21 protein-coding genes are annotated in these 23,157 nt (G+C 70.4%); 6 read left to right on the forward strand and 15 right to left on the reverse strand.

The window, feature by feature from the left end; genetic code table 11:
• Window positions 1-28: 28 nt before the first annotated feature.
• Window positions 29-424, forward strand: a complete 396-nt coding sequence (locus ACRWNM_RS18870) for a hypothetical protein (RefSeq protein WP_431969237.1) — start codon at window positions 29-31, stop codon at window positions 422-424.
• Between the two features lie 15 nt (window positions 425-439).
• On the opposite strand, the gene ACRWNM_RS18875 is transcribed toward ACRWNM_RS18870, so the two are convergent.
• A complete protein-coding gene (locus tag ACRWNM_RS18875; protein ID WP_431969537.1) occupies window positions 440-1,711 on the reverse strand; it encodes an MFS transporter in 1,272 nt (423 codons plus the stop codon).
• Window positions 1,712-1,761: 50 nt separating this feature from the next.
• On the opposite strand from ACRWNM_RS18875, the gene ACRWNM_RS18880 reads away from it, so the two are divergent.
• Complete coding sequence (locus ACRWNM_RS18880; RefSeq protein WP_431969239.1) at window positions 1,762-2,103, forward strand: ArsR/SmtB family transcription factor; 342 nt, start codon at window positions 1,762-1,764, stop codon at window positions 2,101-2,103.
• Here the strand turns inward: ACRWNM_RS18880 and ACRWNM_RS18885 are convergent, their stop codons facing one another.
• The 4 genes from ACRWNM_RS18885 to rpsO all read right to left on the reverse strand — a co-directional run bounded on the left by ACRWNM_RS18885 (window position 2,104) and on the right by rpsO (window position 8,239).
• Entirely contained in the window at window positions 2,104-3,483 is a 1,380-nt protein-coding gene (locus ACRWNM_RS18885; RefSeq protein ID WP_431969241.1) for a tetratricopeptide repeat protein, read from the reverse strand.
• A 345-nt stretch (window positions 3,484-3,828) separates the two neighbouring features.
• The gene (locus ACRWNM_RS18890) at window positions 3,829-5,124 is read right to left on the reverse strand and encodes a M16 family metallopeptidase (RefSeq protein ID WP_431969243.1); all 1,296 of its coding nucleotides are present in this window, start codon (window positions 5,122-5,124) and stop codon (window positions 3,829-3,831) included.
• A gap of 95 nt (window positions 5,125-5,219) precedes the next feature.
• A complete protein-coding gene (locus ACRWNM_RS18895; protein ID WP_431969245.1) occupies window positions 5,220-7,490 on the reverse strand; it encodes a polyribonucleotide nucleotidyltransferase in 2,271 nt (756 codons plus the stop codon).
• A gap of 479 nt (window positions 7,491-7,969) precedes the next feature.
• A complete protein-coding gene (gene rpsO / locus ACRWNM_RS18900) occupies window positions 7,970-8,239 on the reverse strand; it encodes a 30S ribosomal protein S15 (protein ID WP_067847364.1) in 270 nt (89 codons plus the stop codon).
• Between the two features lie 162 nt (window positions 8,240-8,401).
• Here rpsO and ACRWNM_RS18905 point away from each other — a divergent pair, with 162 nt between their 5' ends.
• Window positions 8,402-8,635 (forward strand): nuclear transport factor 2 family protein, encoded by a 234-nt coding sequence (locus tag ACRWNM_RS18905; RefSeq protein ID WP_431969248.1) that lies wholly within the window; start codon window positions 8,402-8,404, stop codon window positions 8,633-8,635.
• A gap of 2 nt (window positions 8,636-8,637) precedes the next feature.
• Here ACRWNM_RS18905 and ACRWNM_RS18910 read toward each other — a convergent pair whose 3' ends face one another.
• Window positions 8,638-9,630, reverse strand: a complete 993-nt coding sequence (locus ACRWNM_RS18910; RefSeq protein ID WP_431969250.1) for a bifunctional riboflavin kinase/FAD synthetase — start codon at window positions 9,628-9,630, stop codon at window positions 8,638-8,640.
• Between the two features lie 224 nt (window positions 9,631-9,854).
• Window positions 9,855-10,313 (reverse strand): LuxR C-terminal-related transcriptional regulator, encoded by a 459-nt coding sequence (locus tag ACRWNM_RS18915; protein ID WP_431969252.1) that lies wholly within the window; start codon window positions 10,311-10,313, stop codon window positions 9,855-9,857.
• A 741-nt stretch (window positions 10,314-11,054) separates the two neighbouring features.
• Here ACRWNM_RS18915 and ACRWNM_RS18920 point away from each other — a divergent pair.
• Window positions 11,055-11,723 (forward strand): metal-dependent transcriptional regulator, encoded by a 669-nt coding sequence (locus ACRWNM_RS18920; protein ID WP_431969538.1) that lies wholly within the window; start codon window positions 11,055-11,057, stop codon window positions 11,721-11,723.
• A gap of 56 nt (window positions 11,724-11,779) precedes the next feature.
• Here the strand turns inward: ACRWNM_RS18920 and ACRWNM_RS18925 are convergent, their stop codons facing one another.
• Window positions 11,780-12,589 carry a hypothetical protein gene (locus ACRWNM_RS18925; RefSeq protein WP_431969254.1) on the reverse strand — a complete coding sequence of 270 codons (810 nt, stop codon included), beginning with the start codon at window positions 12,587-12,589 and terminating at the stop codon, window positions 11,780-11,782.
• 380 nt (window positions 12,590-12,969) lie between these two features.
• Window positions 12,970-14,079 (reverse strand): LuxR C-terminal-related transcriptional regulator, encoded by a 1,110-nt coding sequence (locus ACRWNM_RS18930; RefSeq protein WP_431969256.1) that lies wholly within the window; start codon window positions 14,077-14,079, stop codon window positions 12,970-12,972.
• Between the two features lie 218 nt (window positions 14,080-14,297).
• On the opposite strand from ACRWNM_RS18930, the gene ACRWNM_RS18935 reads away from it, so the two are divergent.
• On the forward strand, window positions 14,298-15,749 hold the full coding sequence (locus tag ACRWNM_RS18935) for an FAD/NAD(P)-binding protein (protein ID WP_431969258.1): 1,452 nt from the start codon (window positions 14,298-14,300) through the stop codon (window positions 15,747-15,749).
• Window positions 15,750-15,802: 53 nt separating this feature from the next.
• On the opposite strand, the gene ACRWNM_RS18940 is transcribed toward ACRWNM_RS18935, so the two are convergent.
• Both ACRWNM_RS18940 and ACRWNM_RS18945 read right to left on the reverse strand, forming a co-directional pair.
• The gene (locus ACRWNM_RS18940) at window positions 15,803-16,225 is read right to left on the reverse strand and encodes an EF-hand domain-containing protein (RefSeq protein WP_431969260.1); all 423 of its coding nucleotides are present in this window, start codon (window positions 16,223-16,225) and stop codon (window positions 15,803-15,805) included.
• Window positions 16,226-16,386: 161 nt separating this feature from the next.
• Window positions 16,387-16,785, reverse strand: coding sequence for a DUF4345 domain-containing protein (locus tag ACRWNM_RS18945; protein WP_431969262.1), 399 nt, complete (start codon window positions 16,783-16,785; stop codon window positions 16,387-16,389).
• A 138-nt stretch (window positions 16,786-16,923) separates the two neighbouring features.
• Between ACRWNM_RS18945 and ACRWNM_RS18950 the strand changes: the two genes are divergently transcribed.
• Window positions 16,924-17,514, forward strand: coding sequence for a TetR/AcrR family transcriptional regulator (locus ACRWNM_RS18950; protein ID WP_431969264.1), 591 nt, complete (start codon window positions 16,924-16,926; stop codon window positions 17,512-17,514).
• 58 nt (window positions 17,515-17,572) lie between these two features.
• On the opposite strand, the gene truB is transcribed toward ACRWNM_RS18950, so the two are convergent.
• From truB to ACRWNM_RS18970, 4 genes are all read right to left on the reverse strand, one after another.
• A complete protein-coding gene (gene truB, locus ACRWNM_RS18955) occupies window positions 17,573-18,499 on the reverse strand; it encodes a tRNA pseudouridine(55) synthase TruB (protein ID WP_431969266.1) in 927 nt (308 codons plus the stop codon).
• Entirely contained in the window at window positions 18,499-19,167 is a 669-nt protein-coding gene (npt, locus tag ACRWNM_RS18960; RefSeq protein ID WP_431969268.1) for a 4'-phosphopantetheinyl transferase Npt, read from the reverse strand. The genes truB and npt overlap by 1 nt, the downstream gene beginning before the upstream one ends.
• A gap of 97 nt (window positions 19,168-19,264) precedes the next feature.
• Window positions 19,265-20,221 (reverse strand): metallophosphoesterase family protein, encoded by a 957-nt coding sequence (locus ACRWNM_RS18965; protein WP_431969270.1) that lies wholly within the window; start codon window positions 20,219-20,221, stop codon window positions 19,265-19,267.
• Between the two features lie 114 nt (window positions 20,222-20,335).
• Window positions 20,336-23,155, reverse strand: a complete 2,820-nt coding sequence (locus ACRWNM_RS18970) for a hypothetical protein (RefSeq protein WP_431969272.1) — start codon at window positions 23,153-23,155, stop codon at window positions 20,336-20,338.
• Window positions 23,156-23,157: the final 2 nt, after the last annotated feature.

Here is a 23,157-nt window from a genome sequence, read left to right on the forward strand (position 1 = left end):
CGAGGCAATTCATTCGTATGATTCGGAGATGACCGGACAGGAGAAGGACATCGTGAGTGTGGTCGAATCGCTGCACGCCGACCTCGCTGCTTGGCTGGGATCGGCCGCACCGCTCGAGGTCTTCGAGCGGTTCGCCGAAGCGCAGCACGAGTGGTTCTCGATGGTAGCCATGTGCGGTACGGTGCTCGGCCGCGACGAGTTGCTGACCGGGTTGCGGGAAGCGCGAAATACGGAGCCGGGCTTGCGGATCGAGGTGGCCGAGCTGACGGAGCTGTACCACGAGGGTGAGCTCGTGGTGGTGCGATTTCTGGAGCGCCACCTTTCCGATGAGGGCTCGTCTTCGCGCCGGGTGTCAGCCGTGTTGGAGGATTCGAGTTCCGGGTATCGCTGGTTGACCGTGCACGAGACCGCCGTGGAGGAGTGATTCGGAGCCTCGGTCCTAATCCGAAACACCCACCGCCTCGACTGCTTCCGCCTGACTCCCCCGAACCCCCAACCCAGCCGCCACCAGGCAAGCCACCGCCACCACCCCGACGAACCACGGGAACACCGTGTCCAACCCCCAGGTCGTAGCCGCCCAGCCCGCCAGGATCGTCGGCAACGCCATCGCCGAGTACGCGAGCAGGTAGTACGCCGACATCGTCTCGCCGCGCTTGTGCTGCGGGACGACATTCGACAGGTGGCGTAGCGATCCGCCGAAGCCGAGGCCGAAGGTGGCGCCGAGGGCGACGCCGGCGCCGAGCACCGCGATCCAGCTGTGCGTGGCCAGCGCGGGCACCGTGAGCAGCAGCGCCAGCGCCATGCCGGTGTCGCCGAGGACGGCGGCCCTGCGCGCGGGGATGCCGGTCGCGAACAGCTGCGCGGTGGCGCCGGACAGGGCGGTCGAGGCGACGACCGCACCGCCGAAGACCAGGTTGTGGATGCCGGTCTGCTGTGCGGCCAGCGACGGATACAGCGAGAGCAGCACGCCGAGCACCGACCAGGCGGCCATCACGCCGATCGCCGAGAACCAGAAGTCCGCTCGGATCTCCTGCGGCACGGCCGGTTTGGCGATGCGGATCCGTCCCGCCTGCCGGGCGCTGTGCGGTTCCTGCAGGGCGAGCACGCCCGCGGCGATCGCCAAGCAGACCACCGTGATGACGACGTAGGGCGTGCGCAGGGGGTGCGGCGCGTACTGCGCGAGCAGCGCCGAACCCAGAATCGCCACGGCCATACCGACATTGAAGGCGACGCCGCTCAGCTGTCCGGAGCGCGCGCCGCGGTGCGGACGCAGGTCGAGCAGCGCGGCGGCGCCCGCCACCACGGTGGAGCCGACGGCCATGCCGTGCAATGCCCTGGCCAGCAACAGCATCGGGACCGAGTCGGCCAGCACGAACACCACCAACCCCGCGATCATGGTGGCGAATGCGCCGAGCAGCACGGGCTTTCGGCCGACCACATCCGAGATGCGGCCGGACACCAGGACCGCACCCAGCGCAGCGATGGCGTACACCGCGAAGACGATGGTGGTGGTGAGCGGCGAGAGGTGCCACTGCGTTTCATAGATGCCGTACAGCGGCGCGGGCACGCCCGACACGCCGAGCGCCACGCCGCTGGCGACCAGCACCAGCGCGTAGGCCCAGCGTTGCGTGGTCCTTTCGTCGGCGGCCACTGCCGTTGTCGCTGCCATCGATACCCCGATCAGGTAAGTTTGATATTGATCGAACTCCATCGACCATACAACCGGTTCGATGATCATCAAACCCCCTAGTGAGGTAGATCATGACCGACGCGAACGAAGCCGCTCCGCCCATCGCACCCTTGCCCGCGGTGCTGGGCGCGCTTCAGGATCCGGTGCGCCTGGAGATGGTGCGCCGCCTCCGCAACGCGGGGACCGCCGTGCGCTGCGGCGCGCTCTACGACGTGATCAACAAGTCCACCGCGACCCACCACTTCAAGATCCTGCGCGAGGCGGGCGTGATCGAGCGCCTCGTCATCGAGGGACAGACCTGTCAGCGGCTGCGCGCCCAAGACCTCGACGCCGCGCTCCCCGGACTGCTCGACGTGGTCGTCGATGCCGCCAACCGGGCGCACGAGGACGCGACGGTCGACATCACCCGGTGATCAGGACGGCCCGGTGAACGTCTCGGCCGCCATCCGCAGAAAGCTCCACCGGGTTCCGAGCACCGCCAGAGCGAGCAACGTCAGCAGCACGGCGCAATAGGCGACCGGCCGCCGCCAGTACCTCGGCCCCACCGCGAAGACGAGCAACAGTTCGAGCAGCAACGTCACCACGACGACGCCGAGCACCGCGGCGAGCACCGGAAAGGCTTCCGGCGCCCGCGACCACGACCGCAGTGCGCCGAGCACGCCGAGCACCACGAGTCCGAAGCACACCACCGCGGTGACGCTCAGCAGCGCGTAGCTCTCGGCGGCGTCACGGTCGGTCTCGTCACCGAAGCGGCGCAGCCACGCCGCGAAGAGCAGCAGGTGCGCCAGGCACGCACCGAACACCCCGACGATCAGCAGCGCGTAGCCGACGCCGACCAGCGAACTGCGCAAAACCACCGCGCCGAGGTCGGCGATCAGGCTCGCGAACACCAGCACGCACAGTCCGAACAGCGCTTCGGGGCGGCGCAGCAGCCGCTTGCGCAGATAGCGCGGCGGCAACTGCCCGCGCAGGGAGCGGAACACTCGAATCCACGCGGCGAACACGACGAGGAACAGCACCGGGGTCACGACCCGCAGCACACCGGGACCGACCCACATCGACAGCGCGACGACCGCGACCGCGAAGAACCACACCCATGCCGCCAGACGCAACAGCGCCCGCCACATGATCTCGGCGAGGAGCCGCCGTGCGGGCGCGTGGTCCGGGCTCGCGCCGAGCAGTCCGCGCAGCGTCGCCACCGCCTTGTCTCGGGTGGAGAAATCTTCGAACTCCAGCCGGGCGCGCATCTCCAGCAGTTCGACGTGCAGCGGATTCTCGGCGAGCCCGCGCTCCACATGGCGGCGCGCCTCGGCCGAATCGGCCAGCTTCCGGTAACTTTCGGCCGCGTGGGCGAGGACGTCCGCGTCGTGCGGCGCGTATTCGCACGCGGTTCGCAGCGCGGCGCGGGCCTCGGCGCGCAGCTCGTCCGTCTTCGGACCGCCCGCGATGATCTGGGCGAGGGTGAGCAGCGCGCTGACGCTGTACGGCGCGATCCGCAGCGCGGCGCGGGCGAGCCGCAGCGCCTCGTCTCGTTCGTCCTCCAGATGCAGGACGAGGGCGGCAGTCAGGTAGGCGTCGACCCGGTTCGGGTCGGCGGCGATCGCGGCCCGCGCGCCGCGCAGCGCCGCGGCGTGGTCGTCCAGCCGGTAATCGATATCGGCCAGTTCGGTGAGCAACAGTGGATCGAACGGCTCCGCCGACAGCGCCTCGCCGAGAATGCGCCGCGCCTCGGGCAGCCGATCCAGATCCCGCGCGGCGCGCGCCCGCCCCACCGCCTCCCATACCGTGCTCATCGACTCCCCCTCGCCAGATCGGTCGCCCGCACGCTACCCGGTCGGCCTCGATGAACGCACATCGACAACCGGACAGGGCAGCGTCGCGCTCAGCAGCGCTTCGCCGCCAACTCGGCAATGCCCCACCACATTCCGAGGACCACTGCCGAAACGTCGACCGAGGGGCGCGCGGGCGTCGTATCGTTCAGGGGCTCGACGGCCTCCGCGGCGTCGACCACCTCAGCCGCAGCAGCTTCGGTCGGTCGACCCGCCACCGAGGATTCGCCGCCCCAATTCCTCAGCCACTCAGGCCCGCTCGATCCCAGTACCGCTACTCAGCCGCACAACGACTTACGTACGCGCGGCTCAGTGATCGACGAGACGGCGCACCGCAACGGGCAGATCGCGGGATCGGCGATACGGTCCGGCGACCGCCGCACCGAACGGCCGGGCGAGCAGCGTGCGAGCGATGGCGGTGACTTCCTCGGTGGTGACCGCGTCGATCCGCGCGAGCGTCTCCGAGACGCTGCGGTGGTTGCCGTAGCTCAGTTCGCTGCGACCGATCCGGTTCATCCGGGAAGCCGAATCCTCCAGGCCGAGCACCAATCCGCCGCGCAGCGAGCCCTTCGCGCGAGCGCATTCGGCATCACTGATGCCGTGCTCGGCGACCTCCTCCAGTACGCCGCGCGCCAAAGAGGCCACCTTGCCGAGGTTTTCGGGCTGGCAGCCGATGTACACCGAGAACGCGCCGGTGTCGGCGAAGGTGTCCACGCTGGAGTACACCGAGTACGCCAGGCCGCGTTCCTCCCGGATCCGTTGGAACAGACGAGAACTCAGCCCACCGCCGACGACGGTGTTGAGCACCGACAGCGGCCACCGGCGATCGCCCTCGTGGCGGCCGAACGCGCGGACGCCGAAGGCGAGGTGGGCCTGTTCGCTGTCGCGGTAGTTCCACTCCAATTCCGGGACACCGTGCGGACGGAACCGTCCCTCCCGGCGCGGCGCCGGTTCGGCTGCCAGGTCGAGGCGGCTTTCGAACGCGCGGTGCACCAGTTCCACCGTGTGGTCGTGCTCGACATTGCCCGCGACCGCGACGACCATCCGGTCCGGACGGTACCTGCGCACGTGAAAGCTCCGCAGCTGACCCGTCTGCATGGCCTCGATGGACTCCACCGAACCGATCACCGGTCGTCCGATCGGGTGGTCGCCGAAGAGCGCGGTGAGGAACGCGTCGCCGACCAGATCCTCCGGGTCGTCGTCGCGCATCGCGATCTCCTCGAGCACCACCTGACGCTCGACGTCCACGTCCACCGCGCGGCACAGGCCGTTGAGCACGACGTCGGAGACGAGATCGACCGCCAGCGGCAGATCCTCGTCGAGCACGTGCGCGTAGTAGCAGGTCTGCTCCTTGGCGGTGAAAGCGTTCAGTTCACCGCCGACGGCGTCCATGGCCTGCGCGATGTCCAGCGCGCTCCTGGTCGGAGTCGCCTTGAACAGCAGGTGTTCCAGGAAGTGCGCGGCGCCCGCCACCGTGCGCCCTTCGTCGCGCGAGCCGACGCCGACCCAGACGCCGATCGAAGCCGAGCGCACGCCCGGCACGTGCTCGGTGACCACCCGCAGCCCCCCGGGTAGCACGGTGCGCCGCACCCCGGTATCCGCCATCCGTGCCTCGTCCACCCGCCGCTGTAGTGACGAACCCCCCTGCCCGGTCGGGAGCAGGGGGGTTGCCGTCTTCTTCTTCGTCACACCGACAAGTACTACTCGGTTCCGGCGTCGACGGCATCCGAGTCGCCGGGCTCCTCGGCGCTCTCGTCGACCGGGATCAGCGAGATCTTGCCGCGGTTGTCGATGTCGGCGATCTCCACGCGCAGCTTGTCGCCGACGTTCACCACGTCCTCGACCTTGGCGACCCGCTTGCCGTTGCCCAGCTTGGAGATGTGCACCAGACCGTCGCGACCCGGCAGCAACGAGACGAACGCGCCGAAGGCAGTGGTCTTGACGACCGTGCCCAGGAAGCGCTCGCCGACCTTCGGCAGCTGCGGGTTGGCGATGGCGTTGATCGCGTCGATCGCGGCCTGCGCCGACGGGCCGTCGGTCGCGCCGACGAACACGGTGCCGTCGTCCTCGATGGAGATGTTGGCGCCGGTGTCCTCGGTGATCTGGTTGATGACCTTGCCCTTGGGGCCGATCACCTCGCCGATCTTGTCGACCGGGATCTTGATCGCGGTGACGCGCGGCGCGTACGGGCTCATCTCGTCCGGGGTGGTGATGGCCTCGGCCATCACGTCCAGGATGGTGGTGCGGGCGTCGTGCGCCTGGCTCAGCGCGCCGGCCAGCACCTGCGAGGGGATGCCGTCCAGCTTGGTGTCGAGCTGCAGCGCGGTGACGAACTCGCGGGTGCCCGCGACCTTGAAGTCCATGTCGCCGAAGGCATCCTCGGCGCCGAGGATGTCGGTCAGCGCGACGTAGCGGACCTCGTCTTCGCCCTTGTCGTTCTTGACGGTGTCGGAGACCAGACCCATCGCGATACCGGCGACCGGGGCCTTCAGCGGCACACCGGCGTTCAGCAGCGCCAGGGTGGAGGCGCACACCGAGCCCATCGAGGTGGAACCGTTGGAGCCCAACGCCTCCGAGACCTGACGGATCGCGTACGGGAACTCTTCCTGGCTGGGCAGCACGGGGATCAGCGCCCGCTCGGCCAGCGCGCCGTGGCCGATCTCGCGACGCTTCGGCGAACCGACGCGACCGGTCTCACCGGTGGAGAACGGCGGGAAGTTGTAGTGGTGCATGTAGCGCTTGGAGGTCTCCGGGCCGAGCGAGTCGACCTGCTGCGCCATCTTCACCATGTCCAGCGTGGTGACGCCCAGGATCTGGGTCTCGCCGCGCTCGAACAGCGCCGAACCATGCGCCCGCGGCACCACGGCGACCTCGGCGGACAGCGCGCGGATGTCGGCCAGGCCGCGGCCGTCGATGCGGAAGCCGTCGGTCAGGATGCGCTGACGCACCAGCTTCTTGGTGACCGAGCGGAAGGCGGCGCCCAGCTCCTTCTCGCGGCCCGCGAAGTCGTCGCCGAGGCGGGAGAGCACGTCGAGCTTGATCTCGTCGATCTTCGCCTCGCGCTCCTGCTTGTCGGCGATGCTCAGGGCCTCGTTCAGCTCACGCTTGGCGGTGCCCTCCACGGCCTCGAACACGTCGGCCTCGTAGGGCGGGAACAGCGGGAACTCGCCGGTCGGCTTGGCGGACAGCTCGGCGAGGTCGGCCTGCGCGCGGCACAGGCGGGCGATGAACGGCTTGGCGGCCTCCAGGCCCTCGGCCACCACGGCCTCGGTCGGCGCCTGCGCGCCGCCCTCGATCAGGGCAATGACCTTGTCGGTGGCCTCGGCCTCGACCATCATGATCGCGACGTCGCCGGACTCGACCACGCGACCCGCGACCACCATGTCGAACACGGCGCTCTCGAGCTGCTCCACGGTCGGGAACGCGACCCACTGGCCCTCGATCAGCGCGACGCGCACGCCGCCGACCGGGCCGGAGAACGGCAGGCCCGCGATCTGGGTGGACGCGGACGCGGCGTTGATCGCCACGACGTCGTACAGATCCTTCGGGTCCAGGCTCATGACCGTGACCACGACCTGGATCTCGTTGCGCAGGCCGTCGACGAAGGACGGACGCAGCGGACGGTCGATCAGGCGGCAGGTCAGGATCGCGTCGGTGGACGGGCGGCCCTCGCGGCGGAAGAACGAGCCGGGAATGCGGCCCGCGGCGTACATGCGCTCTTCGACGTCGACCGTCAGCGGGAAGAAGTCGAACTGATCCTTCGGCGCCTTGCTCGCGGTGGTCGCCGACAGCAGCATGGTCTCGTCGTCCAGGTAGGCGACGACCGAACCGGCGGCCTGGCGGGCCAGCCGACCGGTTTCGAAACGTACGGTGCGGGTGCCGAAGGAGCCGTTGTCGATCAGCGCGACGGACTCGAACACACCCGGCTCGACCTCTACGGCCGAGGACTTGCGTTCAGTTGTTTCGGACATTCTCTTCTCTCAACCTCTCGTCTCGCCGGCTCGAGCGCGCAGTGGGCGCGATCCGGCTGTCGTCAGCCGTACCCGGAGACGGACGCGCGGCAACCCTCCTGGCTGCGACGCGCACACCCGGCCGAAATCCCCTTGGATACGGCGACGCGGAGGCGGTCATCGATCGAAGCCCGCCGGCGCTGCGCCGGGAGGCCACTACCGAAGACCGACGCCACGCGGCGGGTGCATACGGCTGTCCATGTTGTCGTACGACGGGATGCGGTCCACCCCTCATACACAAATAGCCAACGGGGAGATTGTACGTCTCGCCGTTGGCGATATGACGACCGCCTCTGGCAGGCAGCGTGTCGCACGTCCGTTCGGACGGATTCACCGCCTCGTGCGAGGCCGTCGATCACCGTTCGCGGCCCCGGCCCGAGATCGTCGGATCCCGGGCCGGGAAGCCGCGGAACTCGCCGCGCCGACGGCGCGGCGGGAGATCACCTGCGCAGGCCCAGGCGCTCGATCAGCGAGCGGTAACGCGCGATGTCGTTGTCCTGCAGGTACTTCGAGAGGCGCTTGCGACGACCGATCAGCGCCATCAGGCCGTGGCGGGTGTGGTGGTCGTGCTTGTGCTTCTTCAGGTGCTCGGTGATGTCGGCGATCCGCTTGGACAGCAGCGCGATCTGCGCTTCCGGCGAACCGGTGTCCTTCTCGTGCAGGCCGTACTCGGCGAGAATCGCCGACTTCTGCTCGGTGGTCAGCGCCACGAGGCATCCACTCCTATTTCTCAGTTCCGCGTTCGAAGGTTCCGGTTTCCCGGGTCGGGCGCCACCGCGGACCGCAGCAAACCCGAGGATCCACCTTACCGGAGCGCATCGCGCGAACCCAATCGCGGTGCGGCCACCGGATCGGCGTGCTGCAATCGAGCCATGGATCCCGCCGTACGCGACGTGCTGGACACCTTGGCCCGCGGGGACTACGCGTCCCTGCGTCCGCTGCTGCACCCGTATCTGCGGTGGACCGACGGCGCGGACACGATTCGCGGGCGCACCAAGGTGCTCGCCCACATCGCCGCGAACCCGACCAGCGCGCCGCCCGTCTCCTACGAGCTGCGCGACGGTCAGATCTACCGCTGGACGGTGCCGAGCGAGGATCAGGACTGAGCTCAGGACTCGGTGCTCGACCGAGCTCCCGCGTCGGCGGCGGCGAGCACCTTGCGCGAATTCTCGACGTCGCGGCCCATGGCCTCGATGAGGTCGTGCATGGTGTCGAACTTGCGCATGCCGCGCAGATGCTCGACGAAGTCCACCGCGACGTGCTGGCCGTAGAGGTCGGCGTCACCGTCGATGACGTACGCCTCGACGGTGCGGGCGCGGCCGGAGAACGTGGGGTTGGTGCCGACCGAGATGGCGGCCATCGCCCGCTCGCCCGGCGTGACGGTGCCGATCGTGGGGCCGGGCCCGAGCACCGTGAACCAGCCCGCGTACACACCGTCGGCCGGGATCGCCGCGTGCATGGGCGGCGCTACGTTGGCGGTGGGGAAGCCGAGTTCGCGGCCGCGTCCGTCGCCGTGCACGACCACGCCCTCGACGCGATGCGGGCGGCCGAGCGCCTCGGCGGCCGCGGCCATGTCGCCCGCGTCCACGCAGGCCCTGATGTAGGTGGAGGAGAAGGTCACCGCGTGCTCAGCGAGCAGCGTCACGCCGTCGACCTCGAAGCCGAAGCGCTCGCCCAGTTCGCGCATGGTCTCGACGGTGCCCGCCGCCTTCTTGCCGAAGGTGAAGTTGTCGCCGACCACGACCTCGGTCACGTGCAGCCGCTCGACCAGCAGGTCGTGCACGTAGCGGCCGGGGGTGAGCTTCATGAATTCGTGGGTGAACGGCATCACGCAGAACACGTCGACGCCCAGTTCCTCGACCAGTTCCGCCCGCCGCGTCAGCGTGGTCAGCTGCGCGGGGTGCGATCCGGGCCGCACCACCTCCATGGGGTGCGGGTCGAAGGTCATCAACACCGAGGGGACGCCGCGCGCGGCCGCGGACTTCACGGCCCGGCTGATCAATTGCGCGTGGCCGCGGTGCACTCCGTCGAACACGCCGATCGTGAGCACGCACCGTCCCCAGTCCGCGGGCACCTCGTCGAGGGATCGCCATCTCTGCACGTTCGCAGCCTACGCAAGTCGAGGTGCGAACAGTATTCGGGCGTACCAGATGTCACAGAACGTCTGCCGCACCGTCACGCGGACATGTCCGATTCCTTCAAGACTTCCTGGCCCGGCATGGGGCATCTACGCCGGTTATTTCGCCGACCCGGACGGGCATCTGTGAGAGGTCGTCCACTTCCTGGACGGCAACGGCCCGACTGGACGCCGGGCGGGTGCGCTGATCAGGACTCGGCGCGCAGATACGTCAGCACCGCGAGGACGCGGCGGTGGTCGTCGGGTTCGGACTGGAGGCCGAGCTTGACGAAGATGCTGCGCACGTGCGCCTCGACCGTGCGCTCCCCCAGGAACATCGCGGCGCCGATCGCCCGGTTCGAGCGTCCTTCGGCCATGAGCCGCAGGACTTCTCGTTCGCGCGGCGAGAGTTCGTCGAGCGGGCGGTGGCCACGATGCGGCCTGCCGACGAGGCGGGTGACGAGGTCGGGATCGATCGCCGATCCGCCGCAGGCGACCCGGCGCAGCGCGGCCACGAAGTCGTCGATGTCGGAAACCCGGTCCTTCAGCAGATAGCCGAGGTGGTCCGCGCCGTCGCGGAGGAGGTCCAGCACGCTGTCGGTCTCGATGTACTGCGAGAGCAGCAGCACGGCCGTCCCCGGGCAGTCGCGCCGGATGGTGGCGGCCACGACGACGCCCTCGTCGGTATAGGTGGGCGCCCGCGGTGAACAGCAGCGGGTCGCTGGAGCGGCGCACGCCCGCCGCCAGCCACGTCAGACCCGCCACGGCCAGCAGCGGACCGGCCAGGTCGTAGCGGCCGCTGGTCCAGATCCACAGTCCCGGCACCACGAACGCCGCACCGGCCAGGAGGTAGAGCACGAGTTCGGCGGACGTGAACGCGGGCCACGCCGGATGCTGCGCCGCCGCGAAGGCCTCGCGCGGCCCGAGCAACAGGGTGCGCGCCGGATCGCGCACGGCCGCATCGCTCCAGTCCACGGCGAGCACCACACCCGTGCTCAGCACGGCGGCGAGTGCCGCCACGCTCGTGACGAGAGGGGATCGCACGTGGGCCCACCGAACCAGCTTCCGACGGCCCCGACTCTCTCAGCTTCCTCCGAGCAAATCGCGGACACAACCGACCCGGTCCGGAGCGGGCCGTCAGCTTTCGCGGTCGCCGCGCCGGAACGACCGCGCTCGTCCAGGCACACGCCGACCTGCGGTTCCGTCCGGGACATTGCCCGCGGGCGACCGGGCCACGACCGGCGAGAACACGAGCGGTGAACGAGTTCGACGCATCCCGGTGTCCGACTGTGTGAATCGGGACCGAAGTGCATAAGCTCGGGTATGTGCCTGGTAAACGAGACATCGCCACCCGCCGCGAGCTGACCGACAGCACCGCGCCGGGCGAGCCGAGCGGCAGCACCGCGACCCTGGCGCCGGAGCTGACCTCGGTCGCCCAGGACTACCTGAAGGTCATCTGGACCGCCCAGGAGTGGTCGCAGGAGAAGGTGTCGACCAAGCTGCTGGCCGAACGCATCGGCGTCTCGGCCTCCACCGTCTCCGAAGCCGTGCGCAAGCTCGCCGACCAGGGCCTGGTCGAGCACGCCAGGTACGGCTCGATCACGCTCACCGAGCACGGCCGCCGTGCCGCGGTCGCGATGGTGCGCAGGCACCGGCTGATCGAGACCTTCCTGGTCAACGAACTCGGTTACGGCTGGGACGAGGTGCACGACGAGGCCGAGGTGCTCGAGCACGCGGTCTCCGAACTGCTCATGGCCCGCATCGACGCCAAACTCGGCTACCCGGACCGCGATCCGCACGGCGACCCCATCCCGTCGGTGGACGGCGCGGTGCCGACGCCGCCCGCGCGCCAGCTCAGCGATTTCCAGGCGGGCCAGTCCGGCCGCGTCGCCCGCATCTCCGATTCCGACCCGGACATGCTGCGCTACTTCGACTCCGTCGGCATCGCGCTGGACACCACCATCGCCGTCGTCGAACGCCGCGACTTCGCGGGCACCATCGCCATCCGCATCGGCGATGCCACCGCCACCACCGATCTCGGCCGCCCCGCCGCCGAAGCCATCTGGCTCACGGCCTGACCTACTGCCTCGCAAGCCATTTCGACGCCTCGCAGGGGCTACACCTGCCGCGTGCGTCAGCAGGAGTGGAAGTACGGTTCGAGGCGACTCGGGACGCCGTCGGCTGCGGCGGTGGACCAGCAGGTGTCGTGCGGGAAGGCGACGTAGGTGTGCCAGCCGCCGGGACCGCGGTGGACGATGCGCCGGCTGTCGCCGGGGATGTCCCAGGCGATGACCGCCCAGGCTCCGTCGCATTCGCCGACCGTCGCCGCGTGGGCCGCGAGGTCGCCCGCGTCGTCCAGCTCGTCGACGATGGTCGCGGCGGCGCAGGCCGCGGGCGCCGGATCGTTGAAGCGCAGCGTGCCGGTCACGACCTGACCGGATTCGGTGACGAACAGCGTGTGCATTCCCTCGGGCACCGGGTCGGTGCCGGGCGGCGGGTCCATCCGGAATCGGAAGCAACCGACCGGCACCACGAAGACGGCCCGCCCGTCGTCACCGGTCACCGCGTCCCAGTGCGCGATCTCGGTGGCGCCCAACGGAATATCGCGCTGCGCGGTATCGCACGGCCGCATCTGGCGCACGCTGACCGGGACGTCTGGTACCGCGACGCCGCCGAGCGTCACGGTCTCGATGACGGCGGTGCCGTGTACGGGCGAAGCGGGCGGTCGCGGTGCGGGAGCGGGCGACGGCGGCGCAGGGCGCGGTTGCGGGGAGTTGGGGGCGGCGGGCGCCTCGGCGATCTGGGGTGTACGGCCCGCGGTGGTCGCGCTCACGCTCACCGTGGCGCTCGCCGCCGGACGATCCGCCACGTCGGCGTCTCGGCCGCATCCCGCCACGAGCGCGAACACCGCGCACACCACCCCGACGATTCCCACCGCCCGCATCGCCCTAGCCTCCGGATCGAGCCACTCTTACCGACGTATCGACCGAGCGGGAAGCGCGTTAACGCAGGTCAACAGGACTGTACGGGGTGTTATGACGGTGCGTCGCGCCTGTGACCGGACCGTGCCGTACGAGGTCCGCGCCGAGCCTCCGTGGGCACGAACGCGGCGGCGAAACCACGCCGTCGTCGCCGAGGTTCGGGCGGCGCGTCGCGCGCGACCGATCGCGCCGTGGTCGAATCGCCCGACACCGCAATCGGTCGCGGGCGTGGCGTCATCGCGCACCGGTCGGCCTGGCCCGCGCGGCGCGTCGTGTTCGGCGGCCAGCCGCGCCCTGCGGCGCAGAGCGCGGGTGATCGTCTGGTAGCCGCCGCTGTGTCGGTCTAGCTCGCGGCATCGAGAACGCGGACCGTGGCGGCGGCCGTCAGGGGTTCGCGATGCTCGGTGAAGAGTTTGGCGACCAGTTCGCCGCGGCTGGTGACGCCGACCTTGTCGAAGACCGACTTCAGATGGTCGCGCACCGTGTGCGGGGAGAGGAACAGCCGCGCGGCGATATCGGCGGTGGGCAGGCCGCGGGCGACGAGTTCGGTCACCTCGAGTTCCCTAGAGGTGAGTTCGTAGGCGGCGACGATCAACTCGGCCACCTCGGCGGGCTTGGCCTGCTCGATCACCAGAGCCGTTGTGCCCGAACGCCCTTCGGCGTCGCGCAGGCAGGTCGCGTGGCACACCAGCCAGCGCCCCGCGGTGGTGCGCACCCGGATCCGCGACGCGACTCCGGTGAGCCGGGCGCGGCCTGCGGTGCTGAGGATCCAGACCGGCAGCGGCAGATCGATGCCGAGCGGGGTCTGCGTGGCAGGGCCGGGCGGCATCTCGGCCAGCAGCTCGCGGGCCTCGTCGTTGAGGGACAGCAGTTCGCCGCCCGCGCCGAACAGCAGCAGACCGGGCGCGGCGGCGAGAGCGGACGGCGGTGTCGCGCTGGGCAGCGCGAAGGCGCGCAATCGCTGCGCCATCGGCGTGCAGAGAACTTGGACCAGGGCGATGTCTTCGGCGCGGAACGGCGGCCTGCCCCGCTCGCGGAACAGGCTCAGCTGTCCCCACGGCTGCCCGTCCACCCGGAACACCGCGCGCAACTCGTCGTCGAACCCGCGCGGACGCATGAAGCTGCGGTACAGCGGACTCAGCGTCGGCCGGTCTCCTGTCACCTCCCGCAGCCCGGCCACCGGGACCTTCGCCAGCGCCAGATCGCGGAACAGATTGACGTGTTCGGCGAAAAGCTCCGACTCCCAGTAGGTTCCGCAGCCGCCCTCGTGCAGGTTCTCCACCCGCACCGGCGCCGTGGTGAGCCCGTTGACCGGATCGGTGGCCACCCACACGGCGGCGTCGAACGGCGCGATGCGCCGCAGGCGGGCCGACGCGTCGGCGAACAGCGCGTGCGCGTCGGGCGCGGCGGCGATGCTCGCGAGCAGTGCGTCTAACGCGGTCGTTGCGGTCATGCGTGTCATCCTCGGCCGCCTGTCGCGCGCTCGCCATCCCACATATGAGGGGTAAGCGCCCGCCGCGCGGTGAAATTCCGGCCCACGGAGACCTCGGCCGCGAACACTCGACCCGTCGATCGCGCGTCGCCGGTGGCGAACCCCCTCGATCGCGGGATGTTCCGCGCCGCCGAACCCCGGGACGCTGGGTGCCGCACACACGAAACCGAAGGAGCCCCATGCACATCGGAATCATCGGAGCGGGCGCGGCCGCCGTCGCGCTGCTCGACGCGCTGGCCCTCGCGGACGACAAGCCGAGCGGCGTCACCGTGTTCGACGGCGCGCCCGCGCTCTGGCGGGGCCGCCCGTACCAGCCCGACCTCGACGCGGTGCGGGTGAACGCGCCGCCGCCCATCATGTCGGTGCGCGCGGGCGACCCCGGGCACTACCAGCGCTGGCTTGCGAATCGCGAGGTGGCCGACTACCTCGACGAAGGGCTGGGCCAACCGCTCGTCCCGCGCGCGGTCTACGGCGAGTACCTGGAAGACACCGCGCGCGACGCGATCGCACGACTGGGTCTCGCGGGCTGCCCTGTCCGCGTGGTGCGTTCGGCCGTCACCGGATTCTCCCGCGACGAGCGGGCGGTCCTGCACACCGCGAGTGGCCATCACGTCCCGGTGGACCGGGCCGTCCTCGCGGTCGGCAGCGGCGGCCCGCGTGACCACTACGGGCTCACCGGCACACCCGGCTACGTCAACGAGCCCTATCCCCTCGCCCGCACCGTGGCCGGACTCCCCGCGGACCACCATCTCGCCGTCATCGGCAGCGGTCTGACCGCGGTGGACATCGCCGTCACCCTGGCGGCGAACGGGCACACCGGGCCGATCACGCTGCTCTCACGCAGCGGGCAACTCCCCTTCGTCCAGCAGCGTCCGGTCCGCCTCGACCCCGTGCACTTGACGCCAGGGGCGGTGCGGGAACTGGCTGCAGAGCACGGCGAACTCCCCTTCTCCCACTTGGTTTCGCTCATGCGCACCGAACTCGCGGCACTGGGACAGGATTTCGACACCTTGGCCGCCGAGATCACCGGCTCCGAGGATCCGGTGATTCGCCTGCGCCGCCAGCTCGACGCGGTCGACGCACCGCACCACGGGCGGCGCCTGCTGGCCATGGTCATCCGCGTCGTCGGCCCGACCGCGTGGCCGCTGTTGGCCGAGCGGGACCGAGAGATGTTGCGCACCGGACACTTCCGCACCATCAACAGCCTGAGCTCGCCGATGGTCCCGCACAACGCGCGCATCGTGCTGCGGCTGCTCGATTCCGGCCAGCTGCGGTTGCGCGCGGGCGTCACCAAGATCGAGGCGCGGTCCGGCGGCGGGTTCACCGTGTACGACGCGCGAAACTGGTCCGCGGACACCGTCTTCAACGCGGTCAACCCGCCCGCCTACACGACGCCCTCGGAAACCCAGCCGCTGGTGGGCGCTCTGCTCGCGGCGGGCGCCGCCGAACCGCATCCGGCGGGTGGCCTGCGCGCCGAACCGGGCACTCGGCGTGCGATGGTCGGCGGTACGCCCGATCCGAGCTGGCATGTGCTCGGCAATCTCGCGGCCGACTCCATGTTCATCGCCACCAACCCGCCCGGACTGGCAGCCGAGGCGGCCGGACTGGTCCGAGGACTGTTCGGCGCGTGACGAATGGACAACGACTCGTGCTCATCCGGTTCCGGGACCGACTCTGCCCCGGATCAGCGCGCGAGTTCGTCCAGCAGAGAGCGGAATTCGGCCGGTGAGAGATAGCCGTCGGCGTCCCGGTCGGCGGCGGCGAGCAGGTCGGCGGCGGGGACGTCGATACGGCCCGCGCCGACGTGCCGGATGAGGGATTCGAGTTCCTCGACCGAGATGCGCCCGTCGCCGTTGGTATCGAAGACGCGGAAGGCGGCGTCGGCGTCGGTCACCTCCAGGCGTCCGGTCACCAAGGCCGCGTCGAATTCGGCCTTGGAGACCAGGAAGTCGCCATCGGTGTCGGCCGCGGCGACCAGCCGCTCTACGGCATCGGCGTCGACCTCCAGCCCGAGCGCGCGGATGCCGTCGGTGATGTCCTGCACGGAGACGAGCCCGTCGTCGTCCCGGTCCCACAGCTCGAACGTATCGACCGGATGTTCACTCATGCCCACTGCCTTCCCACGGCCGCCGACGGTTTCGGACGACGAACCCACGACCACTGTACGGTTCGCCTCCGATTCCGTTGCCGGCGTCCGGGGTCCATCGCGACGGGTGTCGCTCCGCCGGACCGACGTGCGCGAGATCGGCGTGGGCACGCTCGGCCGAGTCATCGGACAGCCACGGCCGCCGCCCGCTTCTCGTCGGCGTCGGCCAACCAGAAATACACCGGCGGGAGAACGAATTCGATGACGGTGAGCACGATCTGGAACCAGTGCGGCCACCCGTACACCGCGAGCGACAGCACCCGGCCGAACGCGCCGAGCAGGAAGATCCCCGCCAGCCAGCGCACGGCCACCGCCGGAATGGGCGTGCGGCGCGCGGTCCAGATCCACGCCACGCCGTAGCCGACGAAGACGGCCCCGAAGAAGCGGCTCTGACTGTCGGCCGTGACACCGGACGAGCCCATGCCCGGCACCGAGTCGATGCCGAGCGCGATGTGGAACACGCCGATCGCCACGCAGGCGACGCCCATCACCAGCGCCAGGACCTTCAGCAGTTTCGCCATGGTCGTTCTCCCTCAGCAGGACGGTATCCCTCTGCCGCGCATCAAGCTTCACGATCCACGGCCACCTTAGTAGACATATGTCTACTAATAGGGATGCTACGACCGCTAGTAGACACACGTCAACTAATATCGTCGGTGATGAGTACCCGCCGCCGCCTCTCCCCCGACGAACGCCGCCGCCTACTGGTGGCGGCGGGCGCCGAGCTGTTCGCCGCACGCGCCTACGACACCGTGCTCATGGAGGACGTGGCCGCCGCGGCGGGCGTGTCCCGCGCCCTGCTGTACCGCCACTTCCCCAGCAAGCGCGACCTGTTCGCGGCCGTCTACCAGCAGGCCGCGGATCGACTGCTGGTGGCGACCGAACTGGACGCCGAGACCCCGCTGCGCGACCAGCTGGCGGCCGGGCTGGACGCCCACCTCGACTACTTCGAGGCCAACGCACGCACTGTCATCGCCGCGAACCGGATGCTGGCCGGGGACCCGACCATCCAGTCGATCATCTCCGGGGAATTGGACGAACTGCGCGGCCGTCTGCTGAACGTGATGGGGCTGAGCGAGGCAGAACGGGCCGCGGCCTCGTCGGTGCTGATGAGCTGGTTGACGTTCGTCCGCGTCCTCACCGTCGACTGGCTGGAGCACCGCGCGATGAGCCGGAACGACGTGCGCGACATCAGCGTCGGCGCGCTACTCGGCGCGCTCGAGCCCATCCTCGGGCAGCGCGGCGAATAGCGCTGGGCCGATACGCGTTCGGGCGTAGCGTCACCGAAGCGATCCGGCGCGCCCGCTGTCAGTCGACCAGGCCGCGCGGGCGGATCACGAAGACCGGCGAGGAGCGCTTGCCCTTCTCCTCGAGCAACGCGATGGCCGTACCATCGGCGGTGAGCGCGGCGTGCACGCCCGCGATGCCGATCGGATCCAACCACCGTCCGTCGCGCAGGGATTCGGCTTCGCGGTCGTCGATCGTGCGGTGCGGGAACGCGATTCGGACCGCCTCGTCGATGCCGAGGTTCAAGGTCGGGTCCTCGGCGAGCTCGTCCAGCGTCCTGGCGTGTTCGAGCGTGAAGGGGCCGACCCTGGTGCGGCGCAGCGCCGTCAGGTGGCCGCCGACCTCCAGCGCGGCGCCCAGATCGCGGGCCAGCGCGCGCACGTAGGTGCCGGACGAGCATTCGACCACGACATCGAGATCGACGAACTCACCGTCCGGAACATCGCGCCGGGCCAGCACGTCGAAGCGGGACACGGTGACCGGCCGGGCGGCCAGCCGCACGTCCTCACCCGCGCGGTGGCGGGCGTAGGCGCGTTCGCCGTTCACCTTGATGGCGCTCACGGTGGCGGGCACCTGGTCGATGTCGCCGGTCAGGGCCGCGATCCGCGCGGCGATGTCGGCGTCGGCGAGGTGCAGCGCGGAGGCGGTCACCAGGGTCTCGCCCTCGGCGTCGTCGGTGGTGGTGGACTGGCCGAGCCGGATGGTGGCGGTGTACGCCTTCGTGGTCAGCGTCAGCAGGCCGAGCAGCTTGGTGGCCCGTTCGACGCCGAGCACCAGCACGCCGGTCGCCATCGGGTCGAGCGTGCCCGCGTGCCCGACCTTCTTGGTGCGCAACAACTTCCGGCACTTGGCCACCACGTCGTGGCTGGTCCAGCCGCCGTCCTTGTCGACGATCAGCAGGCCGCCGAGCACGTCGGGGCGCTGCGCCTGGGTGGTCGGTCCGGTCATCAGGCGTGCGCGATCGCGGTCAGGATCAGCCCGTCGGCGATCAGCCAGCGTCCGTCGAACGAGGTCAGCGGCAGCCCACCGTCGTTGGTCTGGCCCGGCACCAGCAGCTGGCTGCGGAAGGTGCCCGAGCCCGTGCCGTCGGCGTTCTCCTCGACGGTGAAGGTGATGTGCGCCTCCTCGAAACCGAGCCAGCGGGTGGTCAGCGGGAACCACGCCTTGTAGGTGGCTTCCTTGGCGCAGAACAACAGCCGATCCAGGTGTAGTCGAGAATCGGTGTCGTGCAACCAGTCCCGTTCGGCGGGCAGGCTCACCGAATCGAGCACGCCGTCCGGCAGCGCGCCGTGCGGCTCGGCGTCGATGCCGATCGAGCGGAAGCGCATCTTGTGCGCCAGCGCCGCGGCGCGGTAGCCGTCGCAGTGGGTGAGGCTGCCCACGATGCCGCGCGGGAACACCGGAGCTCCCCGCTCCCCCTTGCCGATCGCGACCGGCGGCTCGCCGAGCTGCTCCAGGGCCAGCCGGGCGCAGTGGCGGGCGCCGATGAAGTCGCGCCGCCGCTTCTCCACCGACTTCGCGATGAGATGCTCTTCGGCCGGATGCGGCTTCAGATCCTCCGGGTACGCCAACAGCTCGGCCGAGGCGACATCACTGGGCAGAATGTTCTCGATCATCGGCTCCGAGCCTAGTCGAGGCGTACCGCCGCATCGGCTCCAGCCATGCGCGAGGTCGGCGACGGACTCCGTCCCCGAGCGCCTGCCGGTGGCCGGTTCAGACGCCGCGCCTGCGCTGGGCGCGGCTGCGCATCTCGGCCGCAGCCGCCTCCATCTCGGGGGTGACCTTGAAGTGGCCGCCCCACTTGTTCAGCGTGCCCGGCGGGTACTCCGGGGCGGGCAGGATCTGGCGCAGCAGCTTGTCCGGCAGACCGCGGCGCTGCCATTCGCGCGGATAGCCGAGCGAGACCTCCTCGAAGCGCACGCCGTCGTAGTAGGAGGTGCGCGGAATGTGCAAGTGCCCGTACACCGAGCACACCACGTTGTAGCTGGTGTGCCAGTCGGCGGTCAGATCGGTGCCGCACCACAGCGCGAACTCGGGGTAGAACAGCACATCGGTGGGCTGGCGCACCAGCGGGAAGTGGTTGATCAACACCAGCGGCGTCTCCGGCGGGAGCGCGTCCAGCTTGCGCTTGGTGACCTGTACCCGGGCGTGACACCAGGCGTCTCTGGTCAGATACGGCTCCGAGGAGAGCAAGAACTCATCGGTGGCGACCACGTTGCGCTCACGCGCGATGGCCAGGCCCTCGGCCTTGGTGGTGGCGCCCTCCGGGAGGAACGAGTAGTCGTAGAGCAGGAACATCGGGGCCAGCGTCACCGCGCCGCCGTGCGCCTCGCTGCCCGGGCCGCGCCACACTGGGAAGGGATCCTCGGGCGTGACGACGTCCAGGTCGCGGCAGATCGACACCAGATAGTCGTAGCGCGCGACGCCGTGCATCTGCACGGGATCCTTCGCCGTGGTCCACAGCTCGTGATTGCCGGGCACCCAGATCACCTTCGCGAACCGGCTGCGCAGCAGTTCCAGCGCCCACCGGATGTCCTCGGTCTTCTCGCCCACGTCGCCGGCCACGATCAGCCAGTCCTCCGGCGAGTCCGGCTGGATCTGCTCCACGATCGGCCGGTTCCCCTGATGCCCGACGTGTACGTCGCTCACCGCCATCAACTTGGGTATCACCAGACCCACCTTGTCACATCCGAGGCGACCACCGGCCGCCTGCCTCCATCGACACCATTCGTCCCCGATCCGAACACGCCGGGCGGGCGCGGCATTCCGGCGGGCGACGTCGCGTCAGGCGTGCGTCCAGTGGATCCGGGCATTCGGCGCGAAACCGGCGGCCACGGTGAGCGTGCCGTTGGGTTCACGGCGGCACGACGCCACGCCGATGTGGCACGGGCGCGGGAGATCCGGCGGTACCCGGACGCCACCGTCGATCTCGTACCGCGTGTTGGTGACCTTCCACGCGCGCGCCTCCGGCTCGTCCGGGGTAGCCGGTGGGCGATCGGTGCACGCTACGACCATCACCTCGGTGATTCCCGTCGGCCATACGAAGGTCAGCAGACCCGCGCGTTCGGCTAGGCCGGTGACGACGGGGATGCCGCTGGGCATCGGATCGTCCTGTGCGACCGGGGAGGCAGCTTGCGGCGCGGCCCACCCCGGCCGGGCAGCAGCCGGATCAGGCCGGGCGACGCCGCCTGCCTCGGCGACCGAGCCGGGTCCCTGCGGAATGACGGGGTGCGGCTGCGTCCCCTGCACGGGCGGGACGGCCGAGTTGTACGGTACGACCGGGGAGGCAGCTTGCGGCGTGGCCCGCTCCGGCCGGACAGCAGCCGGATCAGGCCGGGCGACGCTGCCCGGCTCGGTGAACGCACCGGGGCCCTGCGCAACGACGGGGTCCGGCTGCGTCCCCTGCACGGGCGGGACGGCTGAGTTTGGCTGTACGACCACGCCAGGGTCCTGCGCAACGACAGGGTGCGGCTGCGTCGTCTGCGTGGGCGGGGTAGCCGAGTTGTGCTGACCGACCACGCCGGGCTCGGCGCTTGCGCCCGGCTCGAGCGTCGAACCACCGGAGCCACCGACAAGACCGGGCTCGGTATTCACAGCGGGCTCGACGGTCGAACCGCCGACAGCGCCGAAGCCGGAGCTCCCACCGGGCTCGCTGGTCGAAGCACCAGAGCCGACCGGACCGGGCTCGGTTCTCGTAGCGGGGTCGGTCGGACCGCCAACCCCGCCGGGGTCGAAGCTCGCACCGGGCTCGCTCGTCGAACCTCCCGAGCCGACGGCGCCGGGCCGTGCCGAACCGGAAGAGTTTGCCGCGGTTTGAGCAGTGCGGTCGGCGCGGGGTTCGGGAGGGGCGTCGGAGCGCACGGTGTCGGAGTAGCGACCGGAGGTGGCGGCGGCGACGGCGTAGACCGGGGTTTCACCGGTCGGCGCTCCGCCGTCTTCGAGTTCGGTGCCGCGGGTGCGGCCGACCACACGCCACGAGCCGTCCGGCTGGAGACGGGTGATGCGGTAATCGACATCGTCGGCCGATGCGGGCGACCACGTCACTCGCACCGAGCCGTTCGTCATGCGGGTAGCCGTCACTCGCCCGGGGGCGGGGAGAGGGGTGGCGGCCAGCGCCTCGCTCGCCCCGGGGTGATCGAGGCACGCGGCTTGGGCGGCGCGCAGTGTGCGCGAACGTTCGGCGGGCGGGCCCGCCGCCGCGGCGGCGACCAAACGGTCGGCCTCGGCGACGGCCCGTTCGGCTTCGGCGAGCAGTTCGTCGAGGCCCGTGGTGGACCCGGTGGGCGGCGGCACGTCGGCGGCGACGCGACGCAGCTCGCGGAGATGTTCGAGCGCCTCGACATAGCGGGTGGCCGCGCGCGCCGCGAGGGCGACGCGCCAGTGCCGCGCCGCCTCGGCGAGCACCCGTTCCACGTCGTCGGACACCGAGCGGATGGGCGTCGTGCCCTCGTTGTGCGGGTCCAGTCCCCTGGCCTCGGCGATGTACCGCGCGGCCTCTTGCGGGTGCCCGTTGCGCAGCGCCGCCCGCGCGGCCTTCAGCGACTCCTCCCACAGCCGTCGCGCCGGCGCCGGGCTCGGAGTCGACGGGGCGGGGGTGTGCGCCGGCGGTGCGGGCCGCGCGGATCCCACAGCGCGCGAACCCAATTCGGCGGCGAGATCTTCGAGCAATCGACTCGCGTCGCGCGGGTCCATACCGAGGGCGATCGCCTCGTCGAGCAGGAACTCGTAGTCCTCCCCCACCAGCTCGTCCTCGATGAGCACAGCCGCACGCACCTTGGGCCGCAGTTCCGCGGTGACGTCCTCGACGATCGAGGCGACGTACTCGGCCACCACCGGCCCGCCCGGCTCCAGCAGATCCTGCACGTGCACCAGCAGTTCGTCGAGCACCACCCGCATCCGCCCCGGCGGCAGCTCGCGCGACCGCGCGCGCAACGCGTCGGCGCGCAGCCGGATCTCGCCGGTGTGGGTGGCGCGGCTCGGATCCAGCCCGAGCAGCCCGAGCAGTGTCGGCGCGGGCGGACCGTCCACCAGCCGCGCCCATTCGGCGAGCAGCCCGCGGATCTGAGTGCGTCGCTGGTCGGAGAGTGCGCCGGTGGCCTGGGGCGCGGCGGGCGGCTGCTCGTTCTGGATGATCCGATGGCGGCGCAGGCGGGTGGCGACCTCGGCGGCGGTGAGCCCGCCCATCGATCCGATCTCCTCCAGCCCCGGCACTTTCGCGGCGGGCACCCCGCCGTGGCGCTGCACCAGCCGGGAGATCGCGACGTCGAGCATCTCGTACCGTTCCGCGTCGCGCTGTTCGCGCTCCTGCCGGATTCGGATCGCCTCGGCCCGTCGCGCGGACGCGTCGAGCAGCAGGAAGGACAGCCGGTCGTGGCTTTCCACCAGCAGCCCGACCAACACGCGGTACTTCGGATGGTCACGCTGGCGCTGCCAGAAGCCCCACACCTCGGCCACCCGGGCGGACACCTCGGCGTCGCCGAGGGTCTCGGCTTCGTCGAGCGGAATGTCGTAGAGCTCGAACGGGTCGGAATGCTCGATGCCGCCGCGGCGCTCGACCGCGGCGAGCACCCGCTTGCGGTAGTCGTTGGGGTCGAATGCGTGCACGG

This window comes from Nocardia sp. bgisy134 (genome assembly GCF_965341865.1).
Taxonomy (GTDB): Bacteria; Actinomycetota; Actinomycetes; order Mycobacteriales; family Mycobacteriaceae; genus Nocardia.

Excerpts from the sequence above, each read along its gene's own strand:
- ACRWNM_RS18870 (WP_431969237.1), top strand. The coding sequence starts at position 29 with ATGACCGGACAGGAGAAGGACATCGTGAGTGTGGTCGAATCGCTGCAC.
- ACRWNM_RS18875 (WP_431969537.1), bottom strand. The coding sequence starts at position 1,711 with ATGGAGTTCGATCAATATCAAACTTACCTGATCGGGGTATCGATGGCA.
- ACRWNM_RS18880 (WP_431969239.1), top strand. The coding sequence starts at position 1,762 with ATGACCGACGCGAACGAAGCCGCTCCGCCCATCGCACCCTTGCCCGCG.
- ACRWNM_RS18885 (WP_431969241.1), bottom strand. The coding sequence starts at position 3,483 with ATGAGCACGGTATGGGAGGCGGTGGGGCGGGCGCGCGCCGCGCGGGAT.
- ACRWNM_RS18890 (WP_431969243.1), bottom strand. The coding sequence starts at position 5,124 with ATGGCGGATACCGGGGTGCGGCGCACCGTGCTACCCGGGGGGCTGCGG.
- ACRWNM_RS18895 (WP_431969245.1), bottom strand. The coding sequence starts at position 7,490 with ATGTCCGAAACAACTGAACGCAAGTCCTCGGCCGTAGAGGTCGAGCCG.
- ACRWNM_RS18905 (WP_431969248.1), top strand. The coding sequence starts at position 8,402 with ATGGATCCCGCCGTACGCGACGTGCTGGACACCTTGGCCCGCGGGGAC.
- ACRWNM_RS18925 (WP_431969254.1), bottom strand. The coding sequence starts at position 12,589 with ATGCGGGCGGTGGGAATCGTCGGGGTGGTGTGCGCGGTGTTCGCGCTC.
- ACRWNM_RS18930 (WP_431969256.1), bottom strand. The coding sequence starts at position 14,079 with ATGACCGCAACGACCGCGTTAGACGCACTGCTCGCGAGCATCGCCGCC.
- ACRWNM_RS18935 (WP_431969258.1), top strand. The coding sequence starts at position 14,298 with ATGCACATCGGAATCATCGGAGCGGGCGCGGCCGCCGTCGCGCTGCTC.
- ACRWNM_RS18940 (WP_431969260.1), bottom strand. The coding sequence starts at position 16,225 with ATGAGTGAACATCCGGTCGATACGTTCGAGCTGTGGGACCGGGACGAC.
- ACRWNM_RS18945 (WP_431969262.1), bottom strand. The coding sequence starts at position 16,785 with ATGGCGAAACTGCTGAAGGTCCTGGCGCTGGTGATGGGCGTCGCCTGC.
- ACRWNM_RS18950 (WP_431969264.1), top strand. The coding sequence starts at position 16,924 with ATGAGTACCCGCCGCCGCCTCTCCCCCGACGAACGCCGCCGCCTACTG.
- truB (WP_431969266.1), bottom strand. The coding sequence starts at position 18,499 with ATGACCGGACCGACCACCCAGGCGCAGCGCCCCGACGTGCTCGGCGGC.
- npt (WP_431969268.1), bottom strand. The coding sequence starts at position 19,167 with ATGATCGAGAACATTCTGCCCAGTGATGTCGCCTCGGCCGAGCTGTTG.